This window comes from Methylophilus sp. 42 (assembly GCF_000384155.1).
Taxonomy (GTDB): Bacteria; Pseudomonadota; Gammaproteobacteria; order Burkholderiales; family Methylophilaceae; genus Methylophilus.
The window spans coordinates 2,664,912-2,686,319 of sequence record NZ_KB913031.1 but is presented as its reverse complement, the minus strand read 5'-3'; the positions used below and the strand labels follow the sequence as shown (position 1 = coordinate 2,686,319).

Genomic DNA, 21,408 nt, shown 5'->3' with positions numbered 1-21,408 from the left:
CTCATAACGATTTGATGAAAACTTTGGATTTTCTTTGAAAATTATAGAGTTTTTGTTTTTCGTGCGGTAATTGGTCAACATTTTGCTCGGTAAAGCCGCGCTCCAGAAACCAGTGCTCAGTGCGCGTGGTCAGGCAAAATAACCTTTTGAAGCCTTTTTGGCTGGCTTGCTCCTGGCAATAGTTAAACAATTTATCGCCCCGGCCACCGCCACGATAGGTCGGGTCTATCGCCAGGCAGGCAAATTCCACCATTTTTTCCTGGGCAAACGGATACAGCGCAGCGCAACCAATTACGCGGTTATCGTGTTCCATCACATAGAAATAATTAATTTCCATCTCGATGCGTTCGCGCCCGCGCCGCACCAGGATACCTTCGTTTTCCAATGGTTCAATCAGCATCAGGATGCCGCCGACATCATCAATATTGGCCTGGCGCATGGTTTCCAGCGGCAGTTCGGTAATCATGGTGCCTATGCCTTGCCGCGTAAACAGCTCCTGAATAATGGCGCCATCGATATGGCGCGAGATCAGGTGCGTCCTGGTCACGCCATGCTCGCAGGCGCGCACGGCGGCAGGCAGGTAGTAATTGACGTCTTCCGAGTAATGAATAGGCACATCGCTCTCCTGCACATTGCGCAGCAGGTTTTTGGCTTTGGCCGAAGTCATTTCACGTAACAGTTCGCCGCGCAGGTTATGCACGCCTTCTGAGTCCATCAGGAAAATTAGTTTTTCCGCATCCAGCGCACTGGCCGCGCTGACCGCCACATCTTCCAGTGTCAGGTTGAAGGTTTCACCGGTGGGTGAGTAGCCCATGGGGGATAAAAGCACCAATTCGCCGTCATCTAGCCGCTTTTGGATGCCAATAGCATCTATCTTGCGTACTTCTCCGGTATGTTGTAAATCTACGCCGTCGCGCACGCCTAATGGTTTTGCCGTGACAAAGTTGCCACTGGCGACGCGGATATCACTGCCCGCCATCGGCGAGTTGGCAATGCCCATCGAGAGTAAGGCTTCAATTTCGACGCGGATGGCGCCATTGGCTTCTTTCACTGCCTCCATGGCGGCATCGTCAGTAATGCGCAGGCCGTTGTGCAATTTTGGCGTCAGGTTGTCTCGCTTGAGGCGCTGTTCAATTTGTGGTCGGGCGCCATGCACCAGCACCAGTCTCACTTCCAGGCTGGCTAACAGGTTAAGGTCATGTGAGAGTGCGACAAATTGCTGCTCGCTGACCACTTCGCCACCAAAGGCAATCACAAACGTGCTGCCGCCAAAGGCGTGGATATACGGCGCCGCCGAACGGAACCAGTGCACAAAGTCTTTGCTATTGGCACTGGAAAGAATGGCCGGTGGCGTGTTGGTCAGTGAGACGGGTGTCAGGTTGGCGTCATACAGGCGGCCAGGGGTGGTGTTCAATGCCTGTGCCGCTGCGCGTAGCAGAACTTCTGAAATACCAATTTCGCCACGTTCAATGCGTGATAAATTACTTGCGTCTGTGCCCATGCGCGAAGCCAGTTGCTGTAAGGTTAAATTTTGCGATTTACGCAAATCTCTGATGTTTGATCCGAGCATTTGTTATTTATTCATAATGATTATGCAAAATAATAATTAAAAATGGTTTTTATTGCAAATAAAGTGGAGGTGGGGCGGAGGTTTTATCTGTGTGCATTGGTGTATGCATTCAACGCACAAAAAAATGACGGCAATAGCCGTCATATGAGGTCAAGAACAGAGAGACTACGTCAACATCAACTTGCTGGCGCCGGGCGCATTGAGCGGTACATACGGTTGCTCTGCCGTTTGCTCAATACCAGTTGCCAGAGTTGCCCTTGCCGGGCGCGGAAATAGCCTGCGCAACACATCAGGTAGTATTTCCACATCCGATAAAAACTTTCATCATATTTAAACTGCAGTTCCGGCCAGGCGCGATTGAATTTGTCCCACCAGGCCATCAGCGTGCGGTCATAATCGGGTCCGAAATTATGCCAGTCTTCGATCAGGAACTTTTGTTCAATGGCCTGGCTGATTTCGCTGGCCGAAGGCACTTTGCCATTGGGAAAAATATAGCGGTCTATCCAGGCATCGGTATGCAAGGCGGTTCTGTGGTTGCCTATGGTGTGCAGTAAAAACAGCCCGTTATCCTTAAGCAGTCGGTGCGCCGTTTCAAAATACATGGCGTAATTTTTTTGCCCGACATGCTCGAACATGCCCACGGATACGATCTTGTCGAATTGGCCGTGCAGTTCGCGGTAATCCTTTAATTGGATATCCACTGGTAATCCGGCGCAGCGTTCTTTGGCCACGGTTTGTTGCTCGACCGAGACAGTGATCCCCACGACTTGTACGCCATAGTGCTTGGCCATGTGTTTGGCCAGGCCGCCCCAGCCGCAACCGATTTCGAGAACGCGGTCACCAGGTTGCAAATCCAGCTTTTGGCAGATCATGTCCAGCTTGTTAAATTGCGCTTCTTCCAGGGTGTTGGCGTGCTGCCAGTAGGCACAGGAGTAGCTCATGCTGCTATCTAGCATTGCTTCAAACACATCATTGCCAATATCGTAATGTTGTTGCGCCACCTGGTAGGCACGGTGAGGGGCCTGCAAGTTAAACAGTGTGTGTCGGATCACTTCGCCCAGCAAAGTCAGTTTGGCCATGCCGCCCATTTTTTCATCAATGTCGGCACGCATGACGCGGTGAAAGAATTCGTCCAGGCGTTTGCAGTCCCAGCGGCCTTCAATAAAAGCCTGCCCAAGGCCAAGCGTGCCTTTGGTCAATACGTCGCGGTAAACACTTTCTTCATAGACCTGGATATCCCATGGTGCATTGCCATTAATGGTCACGCCGGTTTCAGCGAGCAGGCGGGTGAGCGTCTCGGGTGGCGCAGGCTGCTGCGCAATATATTGGTTGGTCGTGGTTTTCGGCATAATCGTCTGATAATCCCAAATAACACAAAGCGAAAGGGTGGCGGGTTAGTAGCATCTTAAAAACAGTCGCTGCTGCTGACAACTCGTCATATGACGTATGACAGCATGCATCATAAAAATTCACATGAAATGCGAGATTTCACGTGTTGATGCGCGAAATAATATTGAATTTATGGCTGCAAGATGGCAAACCAGAGTGACAGGCTGCCGATGCTGAGCAGGGTGCTCATGAACACGGCTGCGGCGTAGAGAGCGCCGTCCAGTCGGTAGCGTTCGCAAATGACAATACCAAACACCATGGTAGGCATGGCGGCGAGCAGAATGCAGGCCGTGAGCTGGTCGCCATGCAGACCCAGGGCGATGGCGGTATATTGCGCCGCCAATGGTGCAATCAGCAAACCGATCACGCACACAGGCAGCAATAAGGGAATCAATTTGAGTTTAAAGGTATCCCAGCGAATGCTCATGCCGAGGGCGATCAGCATCAACGGCACCACGCCGCCTGCCAGCGTGTGCAGCGCATGGCCGATCATGACGGGTTGCGGCACATGGCTCACGTTCAAAACGGTCGCCAGCAGCAATGCCCACAGCGGAGGCACGCGCATTAACTCCCTGATTGGGTGCGATTTGTGTTCAGATTGGCCATAGGTTTGCGCCATCAGCATGCCCAGCGTCAGCAATACCGGCGTACAGGCGAACAGATCAAATTTAAGTACGATTTCATGCGTCCAGTCGCCAAGTACTTCGCTGGTCACGGGGAGCCCTAGATAAGTCGCGTTGGGAAACGTGGCCGCCAGCATCAATGCGCCTTGTTGCGCACGCGAAATAGTCATGACGCGCTGCAACAGTTGCAGCGTCAGCCACATGCACAAGGCGGCCACTGTGAGGCGGCTGAGCGCGGTCAGCGCAATGCTGAGCGTGCTGGCATCAAATGGCGCCTGCCATAAGATATCCAGCACCAATGCAGGCAGTAATATGTAAAACACCAGGTCTGTCAGTGCGCGGCGGTGCGCAAGCGCCGACATATGGTCAGGCGCCATGCGTTGCCAGAGCATCCCGGCAGCGATCAATAGCGCCATTTGTAACATGACTTGGAACATGGGGCGATGCTACCTGATTAAAGAGTCTAAAAGAGTCATTAAAAGTCACCTTCTATTGCAGGCGGATTCATTTTCTCGATTTTTTTAAGCCATGGTTGATGCAAAAAACCACTTTTGATGCTGACCTTTACTGAATCATTTTTTTCTATGTGATTATAAAATTGACCTGAAATACTGAGATTATCCGGTAAGGGTGGTTGGTTCGGGCTAACAGCCAAATGATATGTATGGTATTTGCCATTCTTTACGCGATGCGTCACGGAATATTTATCTGTTACATGGAGTACACGGGTCTCGTAGGGGCCGTGGTCAAGCCGAATATTGGCATCGTACATCCAGCCGTAACACGCAAAGGCCAGTCCAGGAAAACCAAACATACATATTTCAGCGAGTATCAGGTGTCGGCGGGCAGAAACCGTGATTGAAGTCAGGCAAAAAATAATGATGAGTATTGCACCTATGAGGGCGGTAATGATGGCATAAGGGGCCAAATCCCATGGGTGGAGTAATTCGTTGTCGTGAAAACCAAAGAAACGGATAAATTCCAGTCCTCCTACTACAGCCAGTGCTGAACTGAGGGCCAAGGTAATGGCTGCGTTGCGCTGGTTAGGCACTTTCCAGAAGTGAGGGTTTAACTCTTTTTGCTGCCTTAATGCGTTAGCCAGGGATTGTAGAGCGGGTAGTTTCTCATCAATAAAATTGTCTTTAGCAGGCCGATCCTTGGCGGGATAAGAGAGCTTCAAAAAAAGATGCTGCCCATCACAAATTAATTCGCTGCCAGGATGAAATGAAATATTGTTCGCATCTGTTTGGAGTGCAAGAATGATTTTTTGTGAGAGTTCTGGTTGTTGGCCAATCAGGTCTGCATCTTCCTGGGTAATGCAGCTCAGATAAATGCGCTCATCAAAGCTTTTTTCTCCAGTCTGGCATTCATAAGATAATCCTGTAAATTTTGCCCACTTATCAAAGCCTCTTTCAAGTCTGGCAGAAAACTGTAATGAGGATGAACAGGGAATTTCGAGACGACCAGTCGCTGGCGCTTTATCAGTTGCATCGGACCAGTTGTATTTGTATTTTCCATGAACCGGGATAAGGCTTTTATCCCGGTCCTGCAAGGCTGAATGCAGGGACGTTTTCTGATGCAGGCGGATGATAATTGCGATGACAGTGGTAAAAACTCCCAAATAAAACCACATTAAAAATCGCCCCACAGTGACTGCATGCTGGCGATGGCAGTGAGTGCGGCGGTTTCGGTGCGTAAAATTCTGGGGCCGAGCACGATAGATTGGAAGTGGTGTTGTGTGGCGAGTTCAATTTCAGCAGGGCTCAAACCACCTTCCGGGCCAATCAGCAGATGAATGGCGTGCTCAGGTTTGCTTAAAACTGCCAGCCGTTTGGCACCTACCGGATTGAGTAATAAATTTAGGCAATCTGGCGTGGCATGCTGGCTTAACCATTGCGCTAGCGTGACTGGCGCATGCACCAGCGGCACCATTGCACGGCCGCTTTGCTCGCATGCCGCGATGGCCACGCCTTGCCAGTGCTCAGTGCGTTTCTCGGCACGGTCACCGCTGAGTTTGGTCACGCAGCGCTCAGTACTGAGCGGGTAAATCTCGGTCACACCGAGCTCTACTGCTTTCTGGATGGTGTAATCCATGCGGTCGCCGCTGGAAACGCCTTGCAGCAAACGAATATTGAGTGGCGATTCGTTATTCACTTCGCTTCTGCTCAACACCTCAACCTGTGCGGACCTTTTCTCTATGCTGGTGAGCGCGCACTGGTAGTCAAAACCATCGCCACAAAAGAGTGTCAGTGTATCGCCCACTTTCAGCCGCATGACCCTCACTGCATGTGCCATGGCGTTTTCACTGAGTGGGGCTTGCTGGCCGACAATCAATGCAGTCGGGCTATGAAATCGTAAATTACTCATGACTGGCATTGTAACCAAAATGCCACTATTTATGGCGCTAGCGTGGTACGCATGGCGATGCGAGCGCGCTGCCCACAAGATTCACCTTGGCGCCTTAATCACGTACCATATTGTTTTAGAGTTTAATGGCAGGAGTATTCTGATGGCAAGTATTAGTCCCCCCGTATGTGATTTTGGCTGGAAAGCCCCTTTGTTTAATCTGTTTAGCACCGATAAAAAAGCGGTCAGCATTAGCGATAGCATGGGTTCAAACGGCTTGTTGGTGATGTTTATCTGCAATCATTGCCCGTATGTCAAAGCCATACTGCCGCGGCTGATTGCTGATGTACGCGAGCTGCAAACCTTGGGCATCAATACCGTGGCTATTTCGAGTAACGATGACTTCGAATATCCTGAAGATAGCTTTGAAAACATGCAAAAAATTGCCACCGAGATGCAGTTTCCTTTCCCTTATTTGTGGGATGAGCGGCAAACTGTGGCGCAAGCTTATGGTGCGGTCTGTACGCCTGACTTCTTCGGCTTTAATAAAAACTTCGAGCTGCAATATCGTGGCCGCTTTGATGAAAGCCGCAAGGAAACCGCGCCTGAAAGTACGCGCGAGCTGTTCAAGGCCATGAGACTGGTGGCAGAAACCGGGAAAGGGCCACAGGAGCAGATCGCAAGTATCGGTTGTTCGATTAAGTGGAAAGAATAAGTCTTAACCGGGCGTCCCATCGATACGTGGTTGACTGAGTATCGGCCAATAGACGATCGCAAAGAGCGTGAATGCGGCGATCCAGCCACCAGCCGCCAGCATCACGGATAAGCGGTAAAACTCAGGCAGCACGATGGGCAGGAGCACCCGGCTCAGGGTAGCGAAAATCACCAGGCCAAATACGCAGACCACGCTGCGTGGTGGTGTGTGGATATTGCGGCCGGTGTGACCTAATGAGACGCGTGCCATCATGGCCAATGTAATCACGCCGATGCCGCCAATGGCCCAGCAGTGGATAGCAAGAATTATGGAAATGCTGTGTGCGAAAAAGCTGGCGGCATAAAGTAGAAATCCCAGATTGATTAAACACAATCCACAATAAAAGCTCCATAGCAACGGTACTTGCCAGATACCTGGCGTGTGCCAGCGCCACAATCTAAACCCAGCGCTCAAGCTGATAGTGAGTCCTAACACTGCGTTAAGCATTTCGGCGTTAACGGTCAAGATATTGATCAGCAAGGTTGCCAGGCACACCATCAGCAATCGGTCTATCCAGGCGCTGTTTTTCAGGGTGACTTCTTCTTTCACGCCACGCTCGATAAACATCGGCAAGATGCGGCGGCTGATGACCATAATCAGGCTGACATTGAGCAGCAGGCCTATCCATAATGCGGCGTGTGCGCCATTGGCGGTCCAGCCTAGTGCCTGGGTATAAAAAGCAGCATTGCCTGCCGTGAGAAAAATGATTTTCGACAGCACGCCAAGTTGCCGCCATTGCTTGACCTTGATAATCGGCTGGGCGACTGCGGCGATGAGCCATGCGTTAAAGAGTAAATCGAATATTGCTGCCAAGAGCACTTGATCAGGAGCGATCAACATCACACTGCGGGCAATGATCCAGCACGCGGCGAGCCCCAGTAACGGGCGGCCATGCAGGGTTTGTATGCCGGTCCAGTTTTTGACCGCTGTCAGCAAAAAGCCGGCAATCACGGCAAAAGCAAAGCCATACAGCATTTCATGGGCATGCCACTGCGAAGGGGAAATGGTTGCCAATGGCTGGGCATACAGCTGAAAATAGTTTGCCATCCAGACCAGCATAGACAGGGCGGCAAAGCCTGCCGCCAGCAGGAAGAATGGCCGAAATCCGAGGTTCCATAGCGCAAATCCTTGCGCGGAGAGCTTGCGGCTAGGCGGGGAAATTTGAATCAGCGGCTGCATATGGATGCTCCTTGGAGACTGGCAATGCATATCAGCATAGCAATTTAAAGTTGCATTGTAAATGAAACATATTTAGAATGCAGACATGCAACTCAACAAATTTACCGATATTGGCCTGCGCGTACTCATGTATTTGTCGCAGTCACGCTTTGGTCAGCAGGTGACCATAGACGAGATCGCTACGACGTTTGATTTACCGCGTAACCACCTGATTAAAGTGATTACACGCCTGAATAAACTGGGCTGGATCAAGGCGACACGTGGCCGCAATGGCGGGCTGGAGTTGAATCCGGATTCGCTCAATTTGCGCATAGGCAATATTTTGCGCGAGCTTGAAAATACGACTGAGTTGATTAATTGCGAGAAGCCGGTGTGCCAGTTTCATGGCAATTGCCTGCTCAAAGATGCTTTGCAGGCGGGGTTGGAATCTTTTTATACCCACATGAATCAACATCGCCTGCTGGATATCGTCAACAACAATACCAGGGACAAAATTATTTTTATGCACAAAGCCCATGCGGCATAGATTGCAGTGATTTGAGTGAGCGGTCTTTTTTTAAAAGACCATTTTTTTACATTAAATGTTTCATTTTAAATGCTAGTTAAAGGAGTGTTTATGTTATCCAGTGCTGCCCGTCCGTATATCCAAGCCAGTGTGCCCGTGTTGCAAGCACATGGTTTGGCGATTACCACCACGTTTTACCACAATATGTTTAACGCGCATCCCGAGTTGAAGCATCTGTTCAATATGGGCAACCAGGCCAATGGTAGCCAGCAGCAATCGCTGGCCGCGGCGGTATTTGCCTATGCGGCCAATATTGACCAGGCCCATGTACTGCAGCCAGTGATTGACCGTATTGTGCACAAACATGCTGCGGTAGGCATCAAGCCAGCGCATTACCCGATTGTGGGGCGTCATTTGCTGGGGGCGATTGCCGAAGTGTTGGGGGAGGCCGCCACGCCACCCCTGATCGCGGCCTGGGATGAGGCTTACTGGTTGTTGGCCGGGGAATTTATCGCTGCCGAAGCCAGGCTATATCAAAGCACTGGCTATGCGGCAGACCAATGGATAGCTGCGCATATCACTGAGGTCAACCCAACCGCAGACGGTATTCTGTCGATTCAGTTAGCGGCCGAAGATCAGGCATTGCCCGCGTTCAAGGCCGGGCAATATATCAGCGTTGCTGTTACCTTGCCTGATGGTTTGCGTCAGATCCGCCAATACAGCCTGTCAGATGCCGAGCAAAACGCTGGCTACCGTATCAGTGTCAAATGTGAAGCAGGCGATACACACACGCCACAGGGTACGGTGTCTAACTGGCTACATCAGAACGCAGCGGTGAGCGGAAAATTGCTGATCAGCCATCCTTATGGCGAATTCACCCCTGACCTCAAGGCAAAGCAGCCGTTGGTGCTGATTTCGGCTGGCGTTGGTATCACCCCCATGTTGTCGATGTTGAAGACGCTGGTGCGTGACCAATCCACACGCGATGTCTGGTTTTTACATGCTGGCCGCAGTTTGCAGCATGTACCGCATCTGGATGAGCTGATTGCCAGTACCGGGCAACTGCCAGCGCTGAATTTGGCCTTATATATTGAAGATAAGCCGGGCTTTGCGGCAGAGCGTTTGGTTCAGGCAGGACGTATGCGTTTGGCTGAGTGGCCATTCAATGCCGCACTCAATGCTGAGTATTATCTGTGTGGCCCGCTGCCGTTTATGATCGAACAATGGCAGGGATTGCTGGCGCTGGGTGTCCCGCCACAGCACATTCATCGCGAAGTGTTTGGCCCCGAAAGCCTGAACCAGGTGTCTTAGCGGCATGTACAAAAGCAGCGGTATTCATAAACTGGCGTTAGAATGACGGTCTTCGATCAGCGCCTGGAAAGGGTTCAAGCATGCAAAAACAACTTAAATGGGGCATTCTCGGGGCTGCGCGGGTCAATGAGCGGTTGCTGCCCGCCATTGTTGAGGCCGCAAACTCGCAACTGGTGGCGGTTGCCAGCCGCCGCGCCGGGGCAGCCAAAGCGACGCTGGATAAATATGCGCCCAACCTCGGCGGTGTCGCTTGCTATGACGACATGGATAGCCTGCTGGCTGACAGTAATGTTGAAGCCGTGTATTGCCCGATGGCCAACGAGGAGCATGCTGAATGGGCGCTGAAGGCGATTCAGGCGGGCAAACATGTGCTGATTGAAAAACCGATGACCACTAATCTGGCTGATATCGATACTATTGAGTCCGCGGCCAAAGCCAAAGGCTTGACGGTGATGGAAGGCTTTATGTACCGCTTTCATCCGCAGCATGCCAAAGTTGCCGAGCTGGTGGCCTCCGGCCTGATCGGTGATGTATTGTCCTGTCGCGCCAGTTTTTCGTTCCTGATGGCGCCGTCGCGTATGTACCGCATCAACCGTGATATGGCAAACGGTGGTGGTGCCATGTGGGATATTGGGCCTTATGCGATACATGCTTTGCGCTGGTGTTTTGGCAAAGACAATGTGCCTGCCGAACCGCAACATGTGGTGGCTTATGGCAAACTGAATGAACATGGTGCGGATGTGGTGGCCAGTGGTGTGCTCGATTTTGGGCCGGATGCGCAAGGTCGCGCACGTTTTGGCAACTTTGATGTCAGCTTCGAGCGTGGCCGCAAAGCTGAGTATGAAATCATTGGCGATAAAGGCTGGATCAAGTGCCACAATATGTGGGCGTACCCAGGTGATGACCCGGTGATTAGCTGGGAGGCCGGTGGCAAATCAGAAACCATCGTGTTGCCCAAAGCCAACCATTTTAATTTAGAGATTGAGCACTTTAGTGATTGCGTGCTTTATGGCAAAACACCGTTGCTGACCTTTGATGATGCACGCGGTAACTGCAAGGCGATTGAAGCGGTGATCACGGCGTTAAAGCGCTAAAGTGAGCTTAATAAAAAAGGATGCCTGGGCATCCTTTTTTATTATTTAAATCTTGGCAGGCTTTTATATTTTGCCATGCTTTTAGATCTTTCCATCTAAGCCCATCTGGTAATACTTATGCACGATTTTCTCCTGGTTTTCCAATAACCAATCAATGCTAGGCTCATTGCGCAAGGCTTTTTGAATGGCCTTGAAAGTCGCTTCACGGTGAATATCAAACAGGGCTTTGTGGTCGATTTTTTCCTGTTCCAGAATCGCCGGGCTTAGCCACACGGAGACGATAATGCCCAGGTCGTTGGCTTTCTCTTTCGGGATATCACCGCTACGCACGGCATCCAGCACACCGTTGGCAATTGCACCTTGCACGGTGCCCATCAAGATATTGGTATAGCGTGGGTCTTTCACCGTCACCTTGCTCACCATCAGGGTCGCCGGGCGCACCATAATGTCGGTATTCATAATCGCCAGCACACGGGTGTGGCCTTTAACCTGGTCACCGAGCAGGTTGGCAAATGCTGTGCCCATGGGCCCGTTCATTTCGCCAATCGCCACTTCAGGTTCGGCAGCTGTGCCGGGTGGGCCGCCAGCGACCAGAGCTTCACCCACACGCATGATAATTCGTTCGTCAGACATCATTACTTCCTTTGCTATCAATGTTTTGTCATGGTAGGGGAAACCCTCGCTGAAAGCTACCCTTGCAGGCAGCAGAATGACCTTTTTCATAGGTCAGCCATCGCAAAACCATCATGAGAAAAAGGTGATTAACGCTTGAAGAAAAACGGGTTCTAGTGAATAATCTAGCCTTTCCGTAAAAGGCGGGTTTTCTGGCCTTTTTAAAGAATTCAATCAAGGTTTTGCAGCATTTTGTGTAAGACCGCTCACTTTCACTCTAGGGAGAAAACAATGGCAACTCGTGTCGACTTGTGCAACGCCATCCGTGCTCTGAGCATGGACGCTGTACAAAAAGCAAATTCCGGTCACCCAGGCGCACCTATGGGCATGGCTGAAATTGCTGAAGTAGTGTGGAACCACAACCTCAGCCACAACCCAACTAACCCACAATGGGCTAACCGTGACCGCTTCGTGTTGTCTAACGGCCATGGCTCTATGCTGATTTACTCCTTGCTGCACCTGACAGGTTACGATGTATCTATCGACGACATCAAAACTTTCCGTCAATTGCACTCCAAGTGTGCTGGTCACCCTGAGTTTAGCTACGCACCAGGCGTAGAAACCACTACTGGTCCATTGGGCCAAGGTATCGCTAACGGCGTTGGTTTCGCGATGGCTGAAAAATTGCTGGCTAGCCAGTTCAACAAGCCAGGCCACGACATCGTTGACCACTACACATACGTGTTCCTGGGCGACGGTTGTATGATGGAAGGCGTTTCTCACGAAGCTTGTGCTTTGGCTGGTACATGGGGCCTGGGCAAATTGGTTGCTTTCTGGGATGACAACGGTATTTCTATCGACGGCCACATCGAAGGCTGGTACACAGACGACACCGCAGGCCGCTTCAAAGCATACGGCTGGCACGTTGTTTCAGTAGATGGTCACGACCAGGCTGCGATTCAAAAAGCCGTTGACGAAGCTAAATCAGTGACTGACAAACCATCACTGATCTGCTGCAAAACCATCATCGGTAAAGGTTCTCCAAACAAATCCGGTTCACACGACTGTCACGGTTCCGCACTGGGCGACGCAGAAGTTGCTGCAACCCGTGCTGAAATCGGCTGGCCACATGAGCCATTCGTAATTCCTGCTGACGTATACGCTGGCTGGGATCAAAAAGCCAAAGGTGCTGCACGTGAGTCTGCATGGAACGACAAGTTCGCTGCTTACGAAAAAGCATTCCCAGCAGAAGCTGCAGAATTCAAACGCCGTATGGCAGGTGAATTGCCAGCTAACTGGAAAGCATTGACTGACGCAATCATTGCCGAAACTAACGAAAAAGCTGAGAAATTGGCTACTCGTCAAGCTTCACAAAAAGCAATTACTGCTTTGGCGCCAATCTTGCCAGAATTCCTGGGCGGTTCAGCTGACTTGACAGGTTCAAACCTGACAGCAGCTAAAGAGTTCAAACACGTGAGTGGTAAAGAGCCAGGCAACTACATCTCTTACGGTGTACGTGAGTTCGGTATGGCTGCCATCATGAACGGTATGGCATTGCACGGTGGCTTGTTGCCATACGGCGGTACTTTCCACATGTTCTCTGACTACATGAAAAACGGCATGCGTATGTCTGCGTTGATGCATCAACGTGTGGTTTACGTACTGACCCATGACTCTATCGGTCAAGGTGAAGATGGTCCTACACACCAACCAGTTGAAAACACTTCTGGCTTGCGTCTGATTCCTCGTATGGATGTATGGCGTCCAGCTGACTCTACAGAAACAACCGTTGCATGGGTTGCTGCAGTAGAGCGTACTGAAGGCCCAACCAGCTTGGTATTGAGCCGTCAAGCTGTGCCAGGTATCAAGCACGACAGCAAAGACTTCGACTTGATCCGTAAAGGTGGCTACGTGTTCTCTGACGTGGCTGGCGCACAAGTTATCATCATAGCTAACGGTTCCGAGTTGGATCTGGCTATTCAAGCAGCTGCCGAGTTGAACGCAGCGGGTACTAAAGTGCGTGTGGTTTCAATGCCATCCACCAACGTATTCGACCGCCAAGACCAAGCTTACAAAGACAGCGTATTGACACCAGGCGTTAAACGCGTGGCTGTTGAAGCTGCTCACCCAGACTTCTGGCGTAAGTATGTTGGTTTGGAAGGTGCTGTTGTCGGTATCGACACATTCGGTGAGTCTGCTCCAGGCGGCGTGCTGTTAAAACACTTCGGCTTCACAGTTGAGAATGTTGTAGCAACTGTTAAATCTGTTCTGTAATCAGACAGCTTAACCGATAAAAAACCGCTTCCTCGTGAAGCGGTTTTTTTACGCCTGTCGTTAGTCAATTGCTTTGCGCGACAAGCGAACTAGGGTATTCAATAATAACCCTGTAAAATATATGGTTTTATTGTTTGCACCAAGAAAGTCCGTATGTCTACATTACCAGCCTGCCCACAATGCCAATCCGAATACACCTACGAAGACGGTGATAACTACATCTGCCCGGAATGCGCAAATGAATGGAGCAAGGTTGCAGCAACAGATTCAGACGAGGTTAAAGTTGTGCGTGATGCCAACGGCAACGTGCTGCAAGATGGCGATACGATTACTGTGATCAAAGACCTTAAAGTCAAAGGCTCTTCATCAGTGGTGAAGGTCGGTACTAAAGTCAAAAACATCCGCTTGGTCGATGGTGACCATGATATCGACTGCAAGATTGATGGGTTTGGCGCGATGAAATTGAAGTCAACGTTCGTGAAGAAAGCTTAACTATCCCTCGTTTTCATCTAATAGAGCTTTTTTATGCTCTTTGTAATTAAGAAACTTCTTTATAGACCAGCGATTTTCTGCAAAATTAATATAATGATTCTCTTGAAGTTTGTTTAACTCTCTGTAAAGACTTAAATAGTAGTTTTTACTTTTTGTTTTATTCTCAAATTTGCTAAATATTTTCTTCGCATCTCTCGCCATCCTTCGTACCTGCTCAAGATCTGTTGCAGGCTCATTATCCAAGCCTTCTAAATATTTTTTCAGTTTGTGCTCTAAATTGTCTTTGTATCCTTGTATATTTAACCTTAATTCGAGAAGAACAAAGTTTCCAAGTCTTCTTTTTTCAAACCTATCAACCTTGCGCGTGTTTTCTCCAATTTGATTTCTATTTTCAAGAGCCCATAAGTGTTCAACAGATAAGTAATCAGCTGACTTTCCATCTTTTCTTGATAGTAAGATTTTGTCTATTTGGATTGTTTTATTTGGTTGAAGGGTGGCTTCATACGTCATTAAAAAATAACGTAATCCTCCCCACCGATAGAAGTCGTCTGGACTATCATGTTCTAAAGTAAACGAGTTCTTAAACCTTTCATCAGACGAGTACCATAATACAAACTTTACTAATAAGGACTCCAGTGCGTTTTCTTGATTTAAAGGCAAGCTGGGAAATTCCTCAGCATAGTTGTCTAGGAGTTGAGAGTGGTAGTATTTAGAGGCATAGGAGTATAGGTCACCTTGACCAGTATCATTGCGAGCAGTCATGTTTCTCGTCATGTAGACTCTGAAATTAAGTATTTCTAGAAGCATTAATAATTGAATCAAACGGTCTATTTGCTGTAGATTAATTACTAAAGCCAAAAACAGAGGCATGATGGAAGCGTGTTGTTCTTGAGCTCGAATTTGGTTCAATATCGCTGAAAGGCGAATATCTAGATCTTTATGTTGTTGGCCATATAAACGTGAATACCATAGCGCAGCAGTGTCTAAAAAGGTAACGAAATCTGCTATTTTTTTGACAGCTTCATCTTTAAACGCCTGATCTATCATTGCCTTATCGATATTTATACGCTTTTTTAGCTCTTCGTATCCATATTGGCTATCTGTTTTATTCAATCTAAAGTGAACTGTTACGCAATACCGTAAAAAGCCCCCTTCATCAGACGGGGTGGTTTTACCTGCTGTATTCAGCATGCGTAGAATATTTGACCAAGATGTATCAATGTCTGAACGTAATACCGCCGCTGAGAGTTTTACACTGCAATAAATAAGGTAATTTTTTACTTTCTCTAATTCACTAAGAGGTTTTCCTCTATTGTTAATTACCTCAAACATTATTCCAGTTTCGGCATCTTGCTTTGGTGCGTAAATTAGAAACCCTAGTTTGTTCTCAAGGATATTTCGAATAACTGCGACGCTTATCCCTGAACTTATTTTATCCAAGAGCCATTTGCGTATGAGTTTTTGCACATCGAACAGGCGGTTATGAGCTTCTAAAGTGGGCGGATTACTATTTATAGTTTCATTACCAATTATTACCTTTTCAAAGAAACGATAAGTGTCTGAGTTAAGACGTAATACAGGTCTTTGATTTCCTATAGAACCGCGTCTTAAATACAATTCATGCAGCTCATTACGTTCTGTTTCCTCTTGCAGTTGGTCACTCAATACCTTGATGAAAATAATCAGAGTCGTGAGGCGTTGCTGTCCATCTACAATATAGTATTCTTCATTTTGCGCATTTATATTTCTGTTTAATACTAATGTGCCAGTATAGTGACGTAGCGCTTCATCATCGTTGAGTAAATGGTCAATATCCTTTAGTAACTCATCTATTTGTTTTTTTTCCCAAGCATATCCACGTTGATAATCTGGAATAGTAAATAATCTATCCTGAAATATTTGGGATATTGGTGTTAACTCAGTTCCGAAAGTTTTATTAGACATGAGATGCTATATTTTTCTTGAGTAATTGTTATGAGGAAGCACTTTGATACGATGTAATTTTAGTTGCGAATCTAACACTTTTAAAAGTAAAGATTAATTTGGGAAAAAATGATTTCAAACTGACTAGCTATTCTGCATGGATTTCCACTTTTCCTACACACTTTTCAGCAACTGTCTGATACCACTATCTTTCTCAGAAACTATCATTTAACTACTAAAAATTTAAATTAAATGAGGAGGCTGTATGTCATCGTTCGTTCTGTATCTTATCGGGTTCGCTATTCTGATTGGCGGGATTGCATGGGCGCTAGTTGAAGCGGGTGTGCCGCATTTGTATATCGTGATTGCTTCAGTGATACTCACCGGTATAGGCATATTAAAGGCTGTGTCACATACAAGAACTAAGGATATCTCCCGTAGCTAAAAGGGGGGCGGCTTTACTGTCACCAAATCAAGTTTCTGAAGTGAGTGTAATGAATAATCTGAATAAAACTGATTTAACGCTGGATGGCTTGAGTATTGTTGGTCTGTATCTGGAAGATGTATTTTCGGTATGGGAGCATTTCGACAAAAACGCTAACAAGTACTTTACCGTTTTTATGATCAATAACTCCCGCATCACCGTGCCAGCAACTGAAGCAAATGCGGCGTTGCTTTATAAGAGCGGCCAACCGGTGTCTGAATTTGTCGTGAACGATGGCATTGTGGATGAGATTGAAATTACCAAATAGCAGCGTTGCCCTAGGCAAACTGGGCAGCTGCTGCCCGATTCATGATATTTCGTAGCAACATTTGCATGCAATTGCATTAAACCAATTGGCCTGAGCCAACTCTCAAATATAATCCTTTATATTTCCTATTCTCAGGTTATCCAAATGCGAACCGAAAACGCTGTTGCACCAAAAACCATTTACCTCAAAGACTACACGCCTGCGCCGTATAACGCTGCGCAGGTGAATTTGAGTTTTAACCTTCTGCCAGGTAAAACCATCGTCACGTCTGAAGTGAAGTATGTGAAAAATTCGGCGGGTGTTTCAAATGATCTGGTGTTGGATGGTGATGACCAAACAATCGTTTCTGTTTCGATTAATGGTCAGCCATTTGATGGTTACACCGTGGCTGATGGGCAAATGACGATAGTGAATCCAGGTAATGAATTCACGTTAACCATCGTCGGCGAGATTGACCCGGCGGCGAATACGGCGCTGGAAGGCTTGTATCAATCACAGGGCAACTATTGCACGCAGTGCGAGGCGGAAGGCTTCCGGCGGATTACGTACTATCAAGATCGCCCTGATGTGTTGAGTGTGTTCACCGTGCGCATTGAGGCGGATGCCAAGTTGTATCCGGTGTTGCTCTCAAACGGTAATTTGCAGGAGGAGGGCGGTTTGGCGGATGGCCGTCATTTCCTCGTCTGGCATGACCCATTCCCTAAACCTTGTTATTTGTTTGCATTGGTGGCAGGCGATTTGGAGCGCGTGGCAGATACGTTTACAACTATGTCTGGCCGTAAGGTGGATTTGCATATTTATGTGCGGGCAGGCGATGAAAAGCAGTGCGACCATGCGATGGAATCGCTGAAAAAATCGATGAAGTGGGATGAGGAAGTATATGGTCGCGAGTATCAGCTCGACTTGTTCAATATTGTCGCGGTAAGCGATTTTAATATGGGCGCGATGGAAAACACCTCGCTCAATATTTTCAATACGGCGCTGGTGCTGGCGCATCAGGAAACCGCGACCGACAGCGATTTTATGAGTGTGGAAGGCGTGATTGGTCACGAGTATTTCCACAACTGGACCGGTAACCGCGTGACTTGCCGTGACTGGTTTCAGCTGTCGCTCAAAGAAGGTTTTACTGTGTTCCGCGACCAGGAATTCAGCGCGGATATGAACTCGCGTGCGGTACAACGCATTGACGATGTGAACGGTTTGCGTCGCTTGCAGTTCGCTGAAGATGGCAGCCCGTTGGCGCATTCGGTACAGCCGGACCAGTTTATTGAAATCAGCAACTTTTACACTAAAACCATTTATGAAAAAGGCGCTGAGCTGATTCGCATGCAGCATACTTTGCTGGGCGCGGAGACGTTCCGCAAAGCGACGGATTTGTATTTTGACCGCTATGACGGTCACGCCGTGACCTGTGATGATTTTGTGCAGTGTATGGCGGATGCGTCTGGTCGCGATTTATCGCAGTTCTTCCGCTGGTATAAACAGGCTGGCACGCCAACACTACAAGCCAGCAGCCATTACGATGCAGCGCATAAGACCTATACGCTGACGTTTAAACAATCTCAGCTGGATACCCCAGGGCAGAGTGATAAACAGCCCTTGCATATCCCAATTGCGGTTGGCTTGCTGGATGCCACGGGTAAAGAGATTCTGTCGACACAAGTGCTGGAAATGACGGCACGTGAACAATCATTCACTTTCGCTGGGATTGCCGCCAGGCCAGTGCCTTCCATTTTGCGCGGCTTCTCGGCGCCGGTGAAACTGGAAACGGATTTAAGTGATGATGACCTGCGCTTGCTGCAAGTGCATGACACTGACGGCTTTAACAAATGGGAGGCGGGCCAAACATTGGCTTTGCGCACTATTCAGCGCGTGATGGCAGACCCGCAAGCGGATATTGCCCAGTTTGTCGCTGATTTTGGCCGCTTGATTGAGCAAGGTTTAAATGGGCAGGGTGATAAAGCCTTGCTGGCACGTGCGTTGAGTTTGCCGATGATAGGCGTGATTGGGCAGTATCTGCCCGTGGTCGACCCGGCGGCGATTGATGCGGCGCGCACCAGTATCCTGACGCAGATTAAACGTGCCCATAAAGATACGTTAGCGGCGCTATACGACGCGAACAGCAACCCCGGCACATTCTCGGTAACGCCTGAAGCCATGGGCCGCCGCGCCTTGCAAAGTGCTGTGCTGGAGATTCTCACCGTAACCAACGGCACCGGCTGCGCTGCACGTGCCAAGGCGCACTATGACGCCGCTGATAATATGACTGACCGCGTTGCCGCACTGGCTTGCCTGAGCGACAGCACGCAGCCGCAACGCGCGGAAGCATTCTCGGATTTCTACCAGGAATTTGAAGCTTATCCGCTGGTGGTGGATAAGTGGTTTTCATTGCAAGCCTTGGCTAATCGCGAGGCGATTTTTGATGACCTGGCCATGTTGCGCAAGCACCCGGATTTTAATATCAAGAATCCGAATCGCGTACGCTCACTGTATACCGCGTTTGCGATTAATAACCCGGTCAAGTTCCATGACCCTAGCGGCAAAGGTTATGCTTTCCTGCGTGATGCGATTATCGAGCTCAACACGATTAACCCGCAAATTGCCGCGCGCATGGTGACACCATTGCGCGAGTGGAAGCGCTACACACCTGCATTGCAAGCGCAGATGAAAGCGGCGCTGGAAGCTGTATTGGCCACGCCTAGCTTGTCTGGTGACGTGTTTGAGGTGGTGAGTAAGAGCCTTAACGGCTAGCTAGCGCTTGTAGCGGTAAACAAGGGAGGCAATAGCCTCCCTTTTATTTTTGCATGGTGCGTTGGACAAGGGCATCCAGCGTTTTTGTGCTTTAATTTAATTTACATTTTCTATATATGGTATTGTTCAGATTCGTCTTGGCATTTTCAATCATGATAGGGGGATGTATGAATAAGCGTTTAACAATGACGTGTATCACAACCTTGTTCGCGGGCAGTCTGATATTCACCACGAATCTAGCCATTGCGGATTGTCCCGGTGATCCGCCGAAGATTCGTGTGCCAGGCTCTACGCCATGGATCATCCCTTCTAATACTGTTTTCGAGAGAGGAAAAAATTATTGGTCTCAGGACAATACACTTTTCCTGACTTTTCAAAAGGACACGAATTTGGTGCTCTATAAACAAATTTCATGTCACCCTAAAAAGTTTAAAGCTATCTGGAATACCCGTACCGCTGGGTTGCTGGCAAAAGCGGTCTTCCAAAAAGACGGTAATCTGGTGCTTTATAAGCCGGATGGTGTCTCTAATTATTGGAACTCGATTGCAGAGGCCAAAAAGCGCGATAAGAAATGGACTGACGCTCTACCACCTTATGAAATTGATAGTCAGACTTACACTACTCAATTTGGGCCTGCCATATTGGTGATTCAAAATGACAATAACCTTGTGATTTATGACACTGGTAATAAGCGGCCATTGTGGGATTCTCGGACCGCTGCACATTAATGCTTTTATGATGAGTAACGCTTTTTCGTGAGTCTTGAAGTTAGGCGCTCACAGCTTAGTACAGCGTTGAAATGTAAACGGGCTAGTATATAACTAGCCCGTTTATAATCTGGAAAAGATTCGTTTTAGTGCCCCATGGCCTCACCCAGCCGTATCGGTTTACCTGCATGCCAGCTGTCGTTAAATTTCAATACATCCTTTTCAAACAGCATGACAACGGTAGAGCCCAGCAGGAAGCGGCCCATTTCTTCGCCTTGTTTTAAGGTGATGTTGCGGTCACTGTAATCCCATTGCACCACTTTGCCCGGACGTGGCGGGTTGATAATGCGGTCTTTGGCATCGTGCCAGACGGTGGCCATGCTGCCGACAATGGTGGCGCCGACCAGCACCAATACAAACTTGCCATGCTGCGCGGATTCAAACGTACACACCACGCGCTCATTACGCGCAAACAGGCCAGGTACATTGGCCGCAGTCAGTGGATTCACCGAGAATAAATCGCCAGGCACGTAAGTCATGCTCAGCAGTTTGCCATCGCAAGGCATATGGATGCGGTGATAGTCTTTCGGGCTTAAATACAGGCAGGCAAAACTGCCGTTGGCAAAGTTGGCCGCTAAATTTGCATCGCCGCCGACTAACGCTTGTGCCGTGTAATGGTGACATTTGGCCTGGAATATCTGGCCTTGTTCAATTTTGCCAAACTGGCTGATCGCGCCATCTACCGGGCACACAAAAGCATTGTCTGCCAACGGTCGGGCACCTGGTTTTAATGGGCGGGTAAAGAACAGGTTAAATGAGGCGTAGCTGGCAATATCACCATTGAGTGCTTCTTCCATATTGACATGGTATTTGCGCACAAACCAGCCGATAAAGGCTGTGGTCAGGCCACCTGCTTGCCAGTGCGCCAGTTTGCCGGCGGCAGCGGTGAGTAATTGTTTGGGGGCGATGTATTGCAGCAGAATGGCGAGTTTCACTTCTATCCCTTATTGAGCAGTTCTTGTTTGTTGCAAGAGCTGGTTTTTTATCTTGTATTTATTCGTGATTCTACAAATAAAAAAGCACAGGCGATATATCGGCCTGTGCTTTTTGCCTATGACTGTTAAAT

General features: G+C 48.7%; 19 protein-coding genes. 10 read left to right on the top strand and 9 right to left on the bottom strand.

Annotated features, from left to right (window positions below):
- Nucleotide 1 precedes the first annotated feature (1 nt).
- The 5 genes from argA to MET42_RS0112790 form a co-directional block, all read right to left on the bottom strand.
- Nucleotides 2–1,570, bottom strand: coding sequence for an amino-acid N-acetyltransferase (argA, locus tag MET42_RS0112810; protein ID WP_019883463.1), 1,569 nt, complete (start codon nucleotides 1,568–1,570; stop codon nucleotides 2–4).
- A gap of 176 nt (nucleotides 1,571–1,746) precedes the next feature.
- Entirely contained in the window at nucleotides 1,747–2,919 is a 1,173-nt protein-coding gene (cfa, locus tag MET42_RS0112805; protein WP_019883462.1) for a cyclopropane fatty acyl phospholipid synthase, read from the bottom strand.
- Between the two features lie 170 nt (nucleotides 2,920–3,089).
- A complete protein-coding gene (locus tag MET42_RS0112800; protein WP_019883461.1) occupies nucleotides 3,090–4,019 on the bottom strand; it encodes an AEC family transporter in 930 nt (309 codons plus the stop codon).
- Nucleotides 4,020–4,057: 38 nt separating this feature from the next.
- The gene (locus tag MET42_RS0112795; RefSeq protein WP_019883460.1) at nucleotides 4,058–5,215 is read right to left on the bottom strand and encodes a hypothetical protein; all 1,158 of its coding nucleotides are present in this window, start codon (nucleotides 5,213–5,215) and stop codon (nucleotides 4,058–4,060) included.
- Nucleotides 5,215–5,949, bottom strand: coding sequence for a 16S rRNA (uracil(1498)-N(3))-methyltransferase (locus MET42_RS0112790; RefSeq protein ID WP_019883459.1), 735 nt, complete (start codon nucleotides 5,947–5,949; stop codon nucleotides 5,215–5,217). The genes MET42_RS0112795 and MET42_RS0112790 overlap by 1 nt, the downstream gene beginning before the upstream one ends.
- 142 nt (nucleotides 5,950–6,091) lie before the next feature.
- Here MET42_RS0112790 and MET42_RS0112785 point away from each other — a divergent pair, with 142 nt between their 5' ends.
- Nucleotides 6,092–6,643, top strand: coding sequence for a thioredoxin family protein (locus MET42_RS0112785; RefSeq protein WP_029512446.1), 552 nt, complete (start codon nucleotides 6,092–6,094; stop codon nucleotides 6,641–6,643).
- Between the two features lie 3 nt (nucleotides 6,644–6,646).
- Here the strand turns inward: MET42_RS0112785 and MET42_RS0112780 are convergent, their stop codons facing one another.
- The gene (locus MET42_RS0112780; protein WP_019883457.1) at nucleotides 6,647–7,861 is read right to left on the bottom strand and encodes an NnrS family protein; all 1,215 of its coding nucleotides are present in this window, start codon (nucleotides 7,859–7,861) and stop codon (nucleotides 6,647–6,649) included.
- 85 nt (nucleotides 7,862–7,946) lie between these two features.
- On the opposite strand from MET42_RS0112780, the gene MET42_RS0112775 reads away from it, so the two are divergent.
- The 3 genes from MET42_RS0112775 (at nucleotide 7,947) to MET42_RS0112765 (ending at nucleotide 10,771) form a co-directional block, all read left to right on the top strand.
- A complete protein-coding gene (locus MET42_RS0112775; RefSeq protein WP_019883456.1) occupies nucleotides 7,947–8,387 on the top strand; it encodes an Rrf2 family transcriptional regulator in 441 nt (146 codons plus the stop codon).
- A 90-nt stretch (nucleotides 8,388–8,477) separates the two neighbouring features.
- Nucleotides 8,478–9,677 carry a globin domain-containing protein gene (locus MET42_RS0112770; RefSeq protein WP_019883455.1) on the top strand — a complete coding sequence of 400 codons (1,200 nt, stop codon included), beginning with the start codon at nucleotides 8,478–8,480 and terminating at the stop codon, nucleotides 9,675–9,677.
- 80 nt (nucleotides 9,678–9,757) lie between these two features.
- Entirely contained in the window at nucleotides 9,758–10,771 is a 1,014-nt protein-coding gene (locus MET42_RS0112765) for a Gfo/Idh/MocA family protein (protein WP_019883454.1), read from the top strand.
- A gap of 81 nt (nucleotides 10,772–10,852) precedes the next feature.
- On the opposite strand, the gene fae is transcribed toward MET42_RS0112765, so the two are convergent.
- Entirely contained in the window at nucleotides 10,853–11,404 is a 552-nt protein-coding gene (gene fae, locus MET42_RS0112760) for a formaldehyde-activating enzyme (protein WP_019883452.1), read from the bottom strand.
- A gap of 270 nt (nucleotides 11,405–11,674) precedes the next feature.
- On the opposite strand from fae, the gene tkt reads away from it, so the two are divergent.
- Complete coding sequence (gene tkt, locus MET42_RS0112755) at nucleotides 11,675–13,657, top strand: transketolase (protein WP_024930592.1); 1,983 nt, start codon at nucleotides 11,675–11,677, stop codon at nucleotides 13,655–13,657.
- A gap of 153 nt (nucleotides 13,658–13,810) precedes the next feature.
- Nucleotides 13,811–14,149 (top strand): zinc ribbon domain-containing protein YjdM, encoded by a 339-nt coding sequence (locus MET42_RS0112750; RefSeq protein ID WP_019883450.1) that lies wholly within the window; start codon nucleotides 13,811–13,813, stop codon nucleotides 14,147–14,149.
- Here MET42_RS0112750 and MET42_RS0112745 read toward each other — a convergent pair whose 3' ends face one another.
- Nucleotides 14,150–16,093, bottom strand: a complete 1,944-nt coding sequence (locus MET42_RS0112745) for a DUF262 domain-containing protein (RefSeq protein ID WP_019883449.1) — start codon at nucleotides 16,091–16,093, stop codon at nucleotides 14,150–14,152.
- 244 nt (nucleotides 16,094–16,337) lie between these two features.
- Here MET42_RS0112745 and MET42_RS0112740 point away from each other — a divergent pair, with 244 nt between their 5' ends.
- The 4 genes from MET42_RS0112740 (at nucleotide 16,338) to MET42_RS0112725 (ending at nucleotide 20,303) form a co-directional block, all read left to right on the top strand.
- Nucleotides 16,338–16,517: a hypothetical protein gene (locus tag MET42_RS0112740; RefSeq protein ID WP_019883446.1), complete on the top strand. Its 180-nt coding sequence runs from the start codon at nucleotides 16,338–16,340 to the stop codon at nucleotides 16,515–16,517.
- A gap of 49 nt (nucleotides 16,518–16,566) precedes the next feature.
- A complete protein-coding gene (locus MET42_RS0112735) occupies nucleotides 16,567–16,824 on the top strand; it encodes a hypothetical protein (RefSeq protein WP_019883444.1) in 258 nt (85 codons plus the stop codon).
- A 144-nt stretch (nucleotides 16,825–16,968) separates the two neighbouring features.
- Nucleotides 16,969–19,575 carry an aminopeptidase N gene (gene pepN, locus MET42_RS0112730; RefSeq protein WP_019883443.1) on the top strand — a complete coding sequence of 869 codons (2,607 nt, stop codon included), beginning with the start codon at nucleotides 16,969–16,971 and terminating at the stop codon, nucleotides 19,573–19,575.
- A gap of 167 nt (nucleotides 19,576–19,742) precedes the next feature.
- A complete protein-coding gene (locus MET42_RS0112725; protein ID WP_232411576.1) occupies nucleotides 19,743–20,303 on the top strand; it encodes a hypothetical protein in 561 nt (186 codons plus the stop codon).
- A gap of 125 nt (nucleotides 20,304–20,428) precedes the next feature.
- Here MET42_RS0112725 and asd read toward each other — a convergent pair whose 3' ends face one another.
- Nucleotides 20,429–21,277, bottom strand: a complete 849-nt coding sequence (gene asd, locus MET42_RS0112720) for an archaetidylserine decarboxylase (protein ID WP_019883441.1) — start codon at nucleotides 21,275–21,277, stop codon at nucleotides 20,429–20,431.
- Between the last annotated feature and the right edge of the window lie 131 nt (nucleotides 21,278–21,408).

Coding starts and splice junctions, on each gene's coding strand:
- argA (WP_019883463.1), bottom strand. CDS start 1,570: ATGCTCGGATCAAACATCAGAGATTTGCGTAAATCGCAAAATTTAACC.
- cfa (WP_019883462.1), bottom strand. CDS start 2,919: ATGCCGAAAACCACGACCAACCAATATATTGCGCAGCAGCCTGCGCCA.
- MET42_RS0112800 (WP_019883461.1), bottom strand. CDS start 4,019: ATGTTCCAAGTCATGTTACAAATGGCGCTATTGATCGCTGCCGGGATG.
- MET42_RS0112795 (WP_019883460.1), bottom strand. CDS start 5,215: ATGTGGTTTTATTTGGGAGTTTTTACCACTGTCATCGCAATTATCATC.
- MET42_RS0112790 (WP_019883459.1), bottom strand. CDS start 5,949: ATGAGTAATTTACGATTTCATAGCCCGACTGCATTGATTGTCGGCCAG.
- MET42_RS0112785 (WP_029512446.1), top strand. CDS start 6,092: ATGGCAAGTATTAGTCCCCCCGTATGTGATTTTGGCTGGAAAGCCCCT.
- MET42_RS0112780 (WP_019883457.1), bottom strand. CDS start 7,861: ATGCAGCCGCTGATTCAAATTTCCCCGCCTAGCCGCAAGCTCTCCGCG.
- MET42_RS0112775 (WP_019883456.1), top strand. CDS start 7,947: ATGCAACTCAACAAATTTACCGATATTGGCCTGCGCGTACTCATGTAT.
- MET42_RS0112770 (WP_019883455.1), top strand. CDS start 8,478: ATGTTATCCAGTGCTGCCCGTCCGTATATCCAAGCCAGTGTGCCCGTG.
- MET42_RS0112765 (WP_019883454.1), top strand. CDS start 9,758: ATGCAAAAACAACTTAAATGGGGCATTCTCGGGGCTGCGCGGGTCAAT.
- fae (WP_019883452.1), bottom strand. CDS start 11,404: ATGTCTGACGAACGAATTATCATGCGTGTGGGTGAAGCTCTGGTCGCT.
- tkt (WP_024930592.1), top strand. CDS start 11,675: ATGGCAACTCGTGTCGACTTGTGCAACGCCATCCGTGCTCTGAGCATG.
- MET42_RS0112750 (WP_019883450.1), top strand. CDS start 13,811: ATGTCTACATTACCAGCCTGCCCACAATGCCAATCCGAATACACCTAC.
- MET42_RS0112745 (WP_019883449.1), bottom strand. CDS start 16,093: ATGTCTAATAAAACTTTCGGAACTGAGTTAACACCAATATCCCAAATA.
- MET42_RS0112740 (WP_019883446.1), top strand. CDS start 16,338: ATGTCATCGTTCGTTCTGTATCTTATCGGGTTCGCTATTCTGATTGGC.
- MET42_RS0112735 (WP_019883444.1), top strand. CDS start 16,567: ATGAATAATCTGAATAAAACTGATTTAACGCTGGATGGCTTGAGTATT.
- pepN (WP_019883443.1), top strand. CDS start 16,969: ATGCGAACCGAAAACGCTGTTGCACCAAAAACCATTTACCTCAAAGAC.
- MET42_RS0112725 (WP_232411576.1), top strand. CDS start 19,743: ATGAATAAGCGTTTAACAATGACGTGTATCACAACCTTGTTCGCGGGC.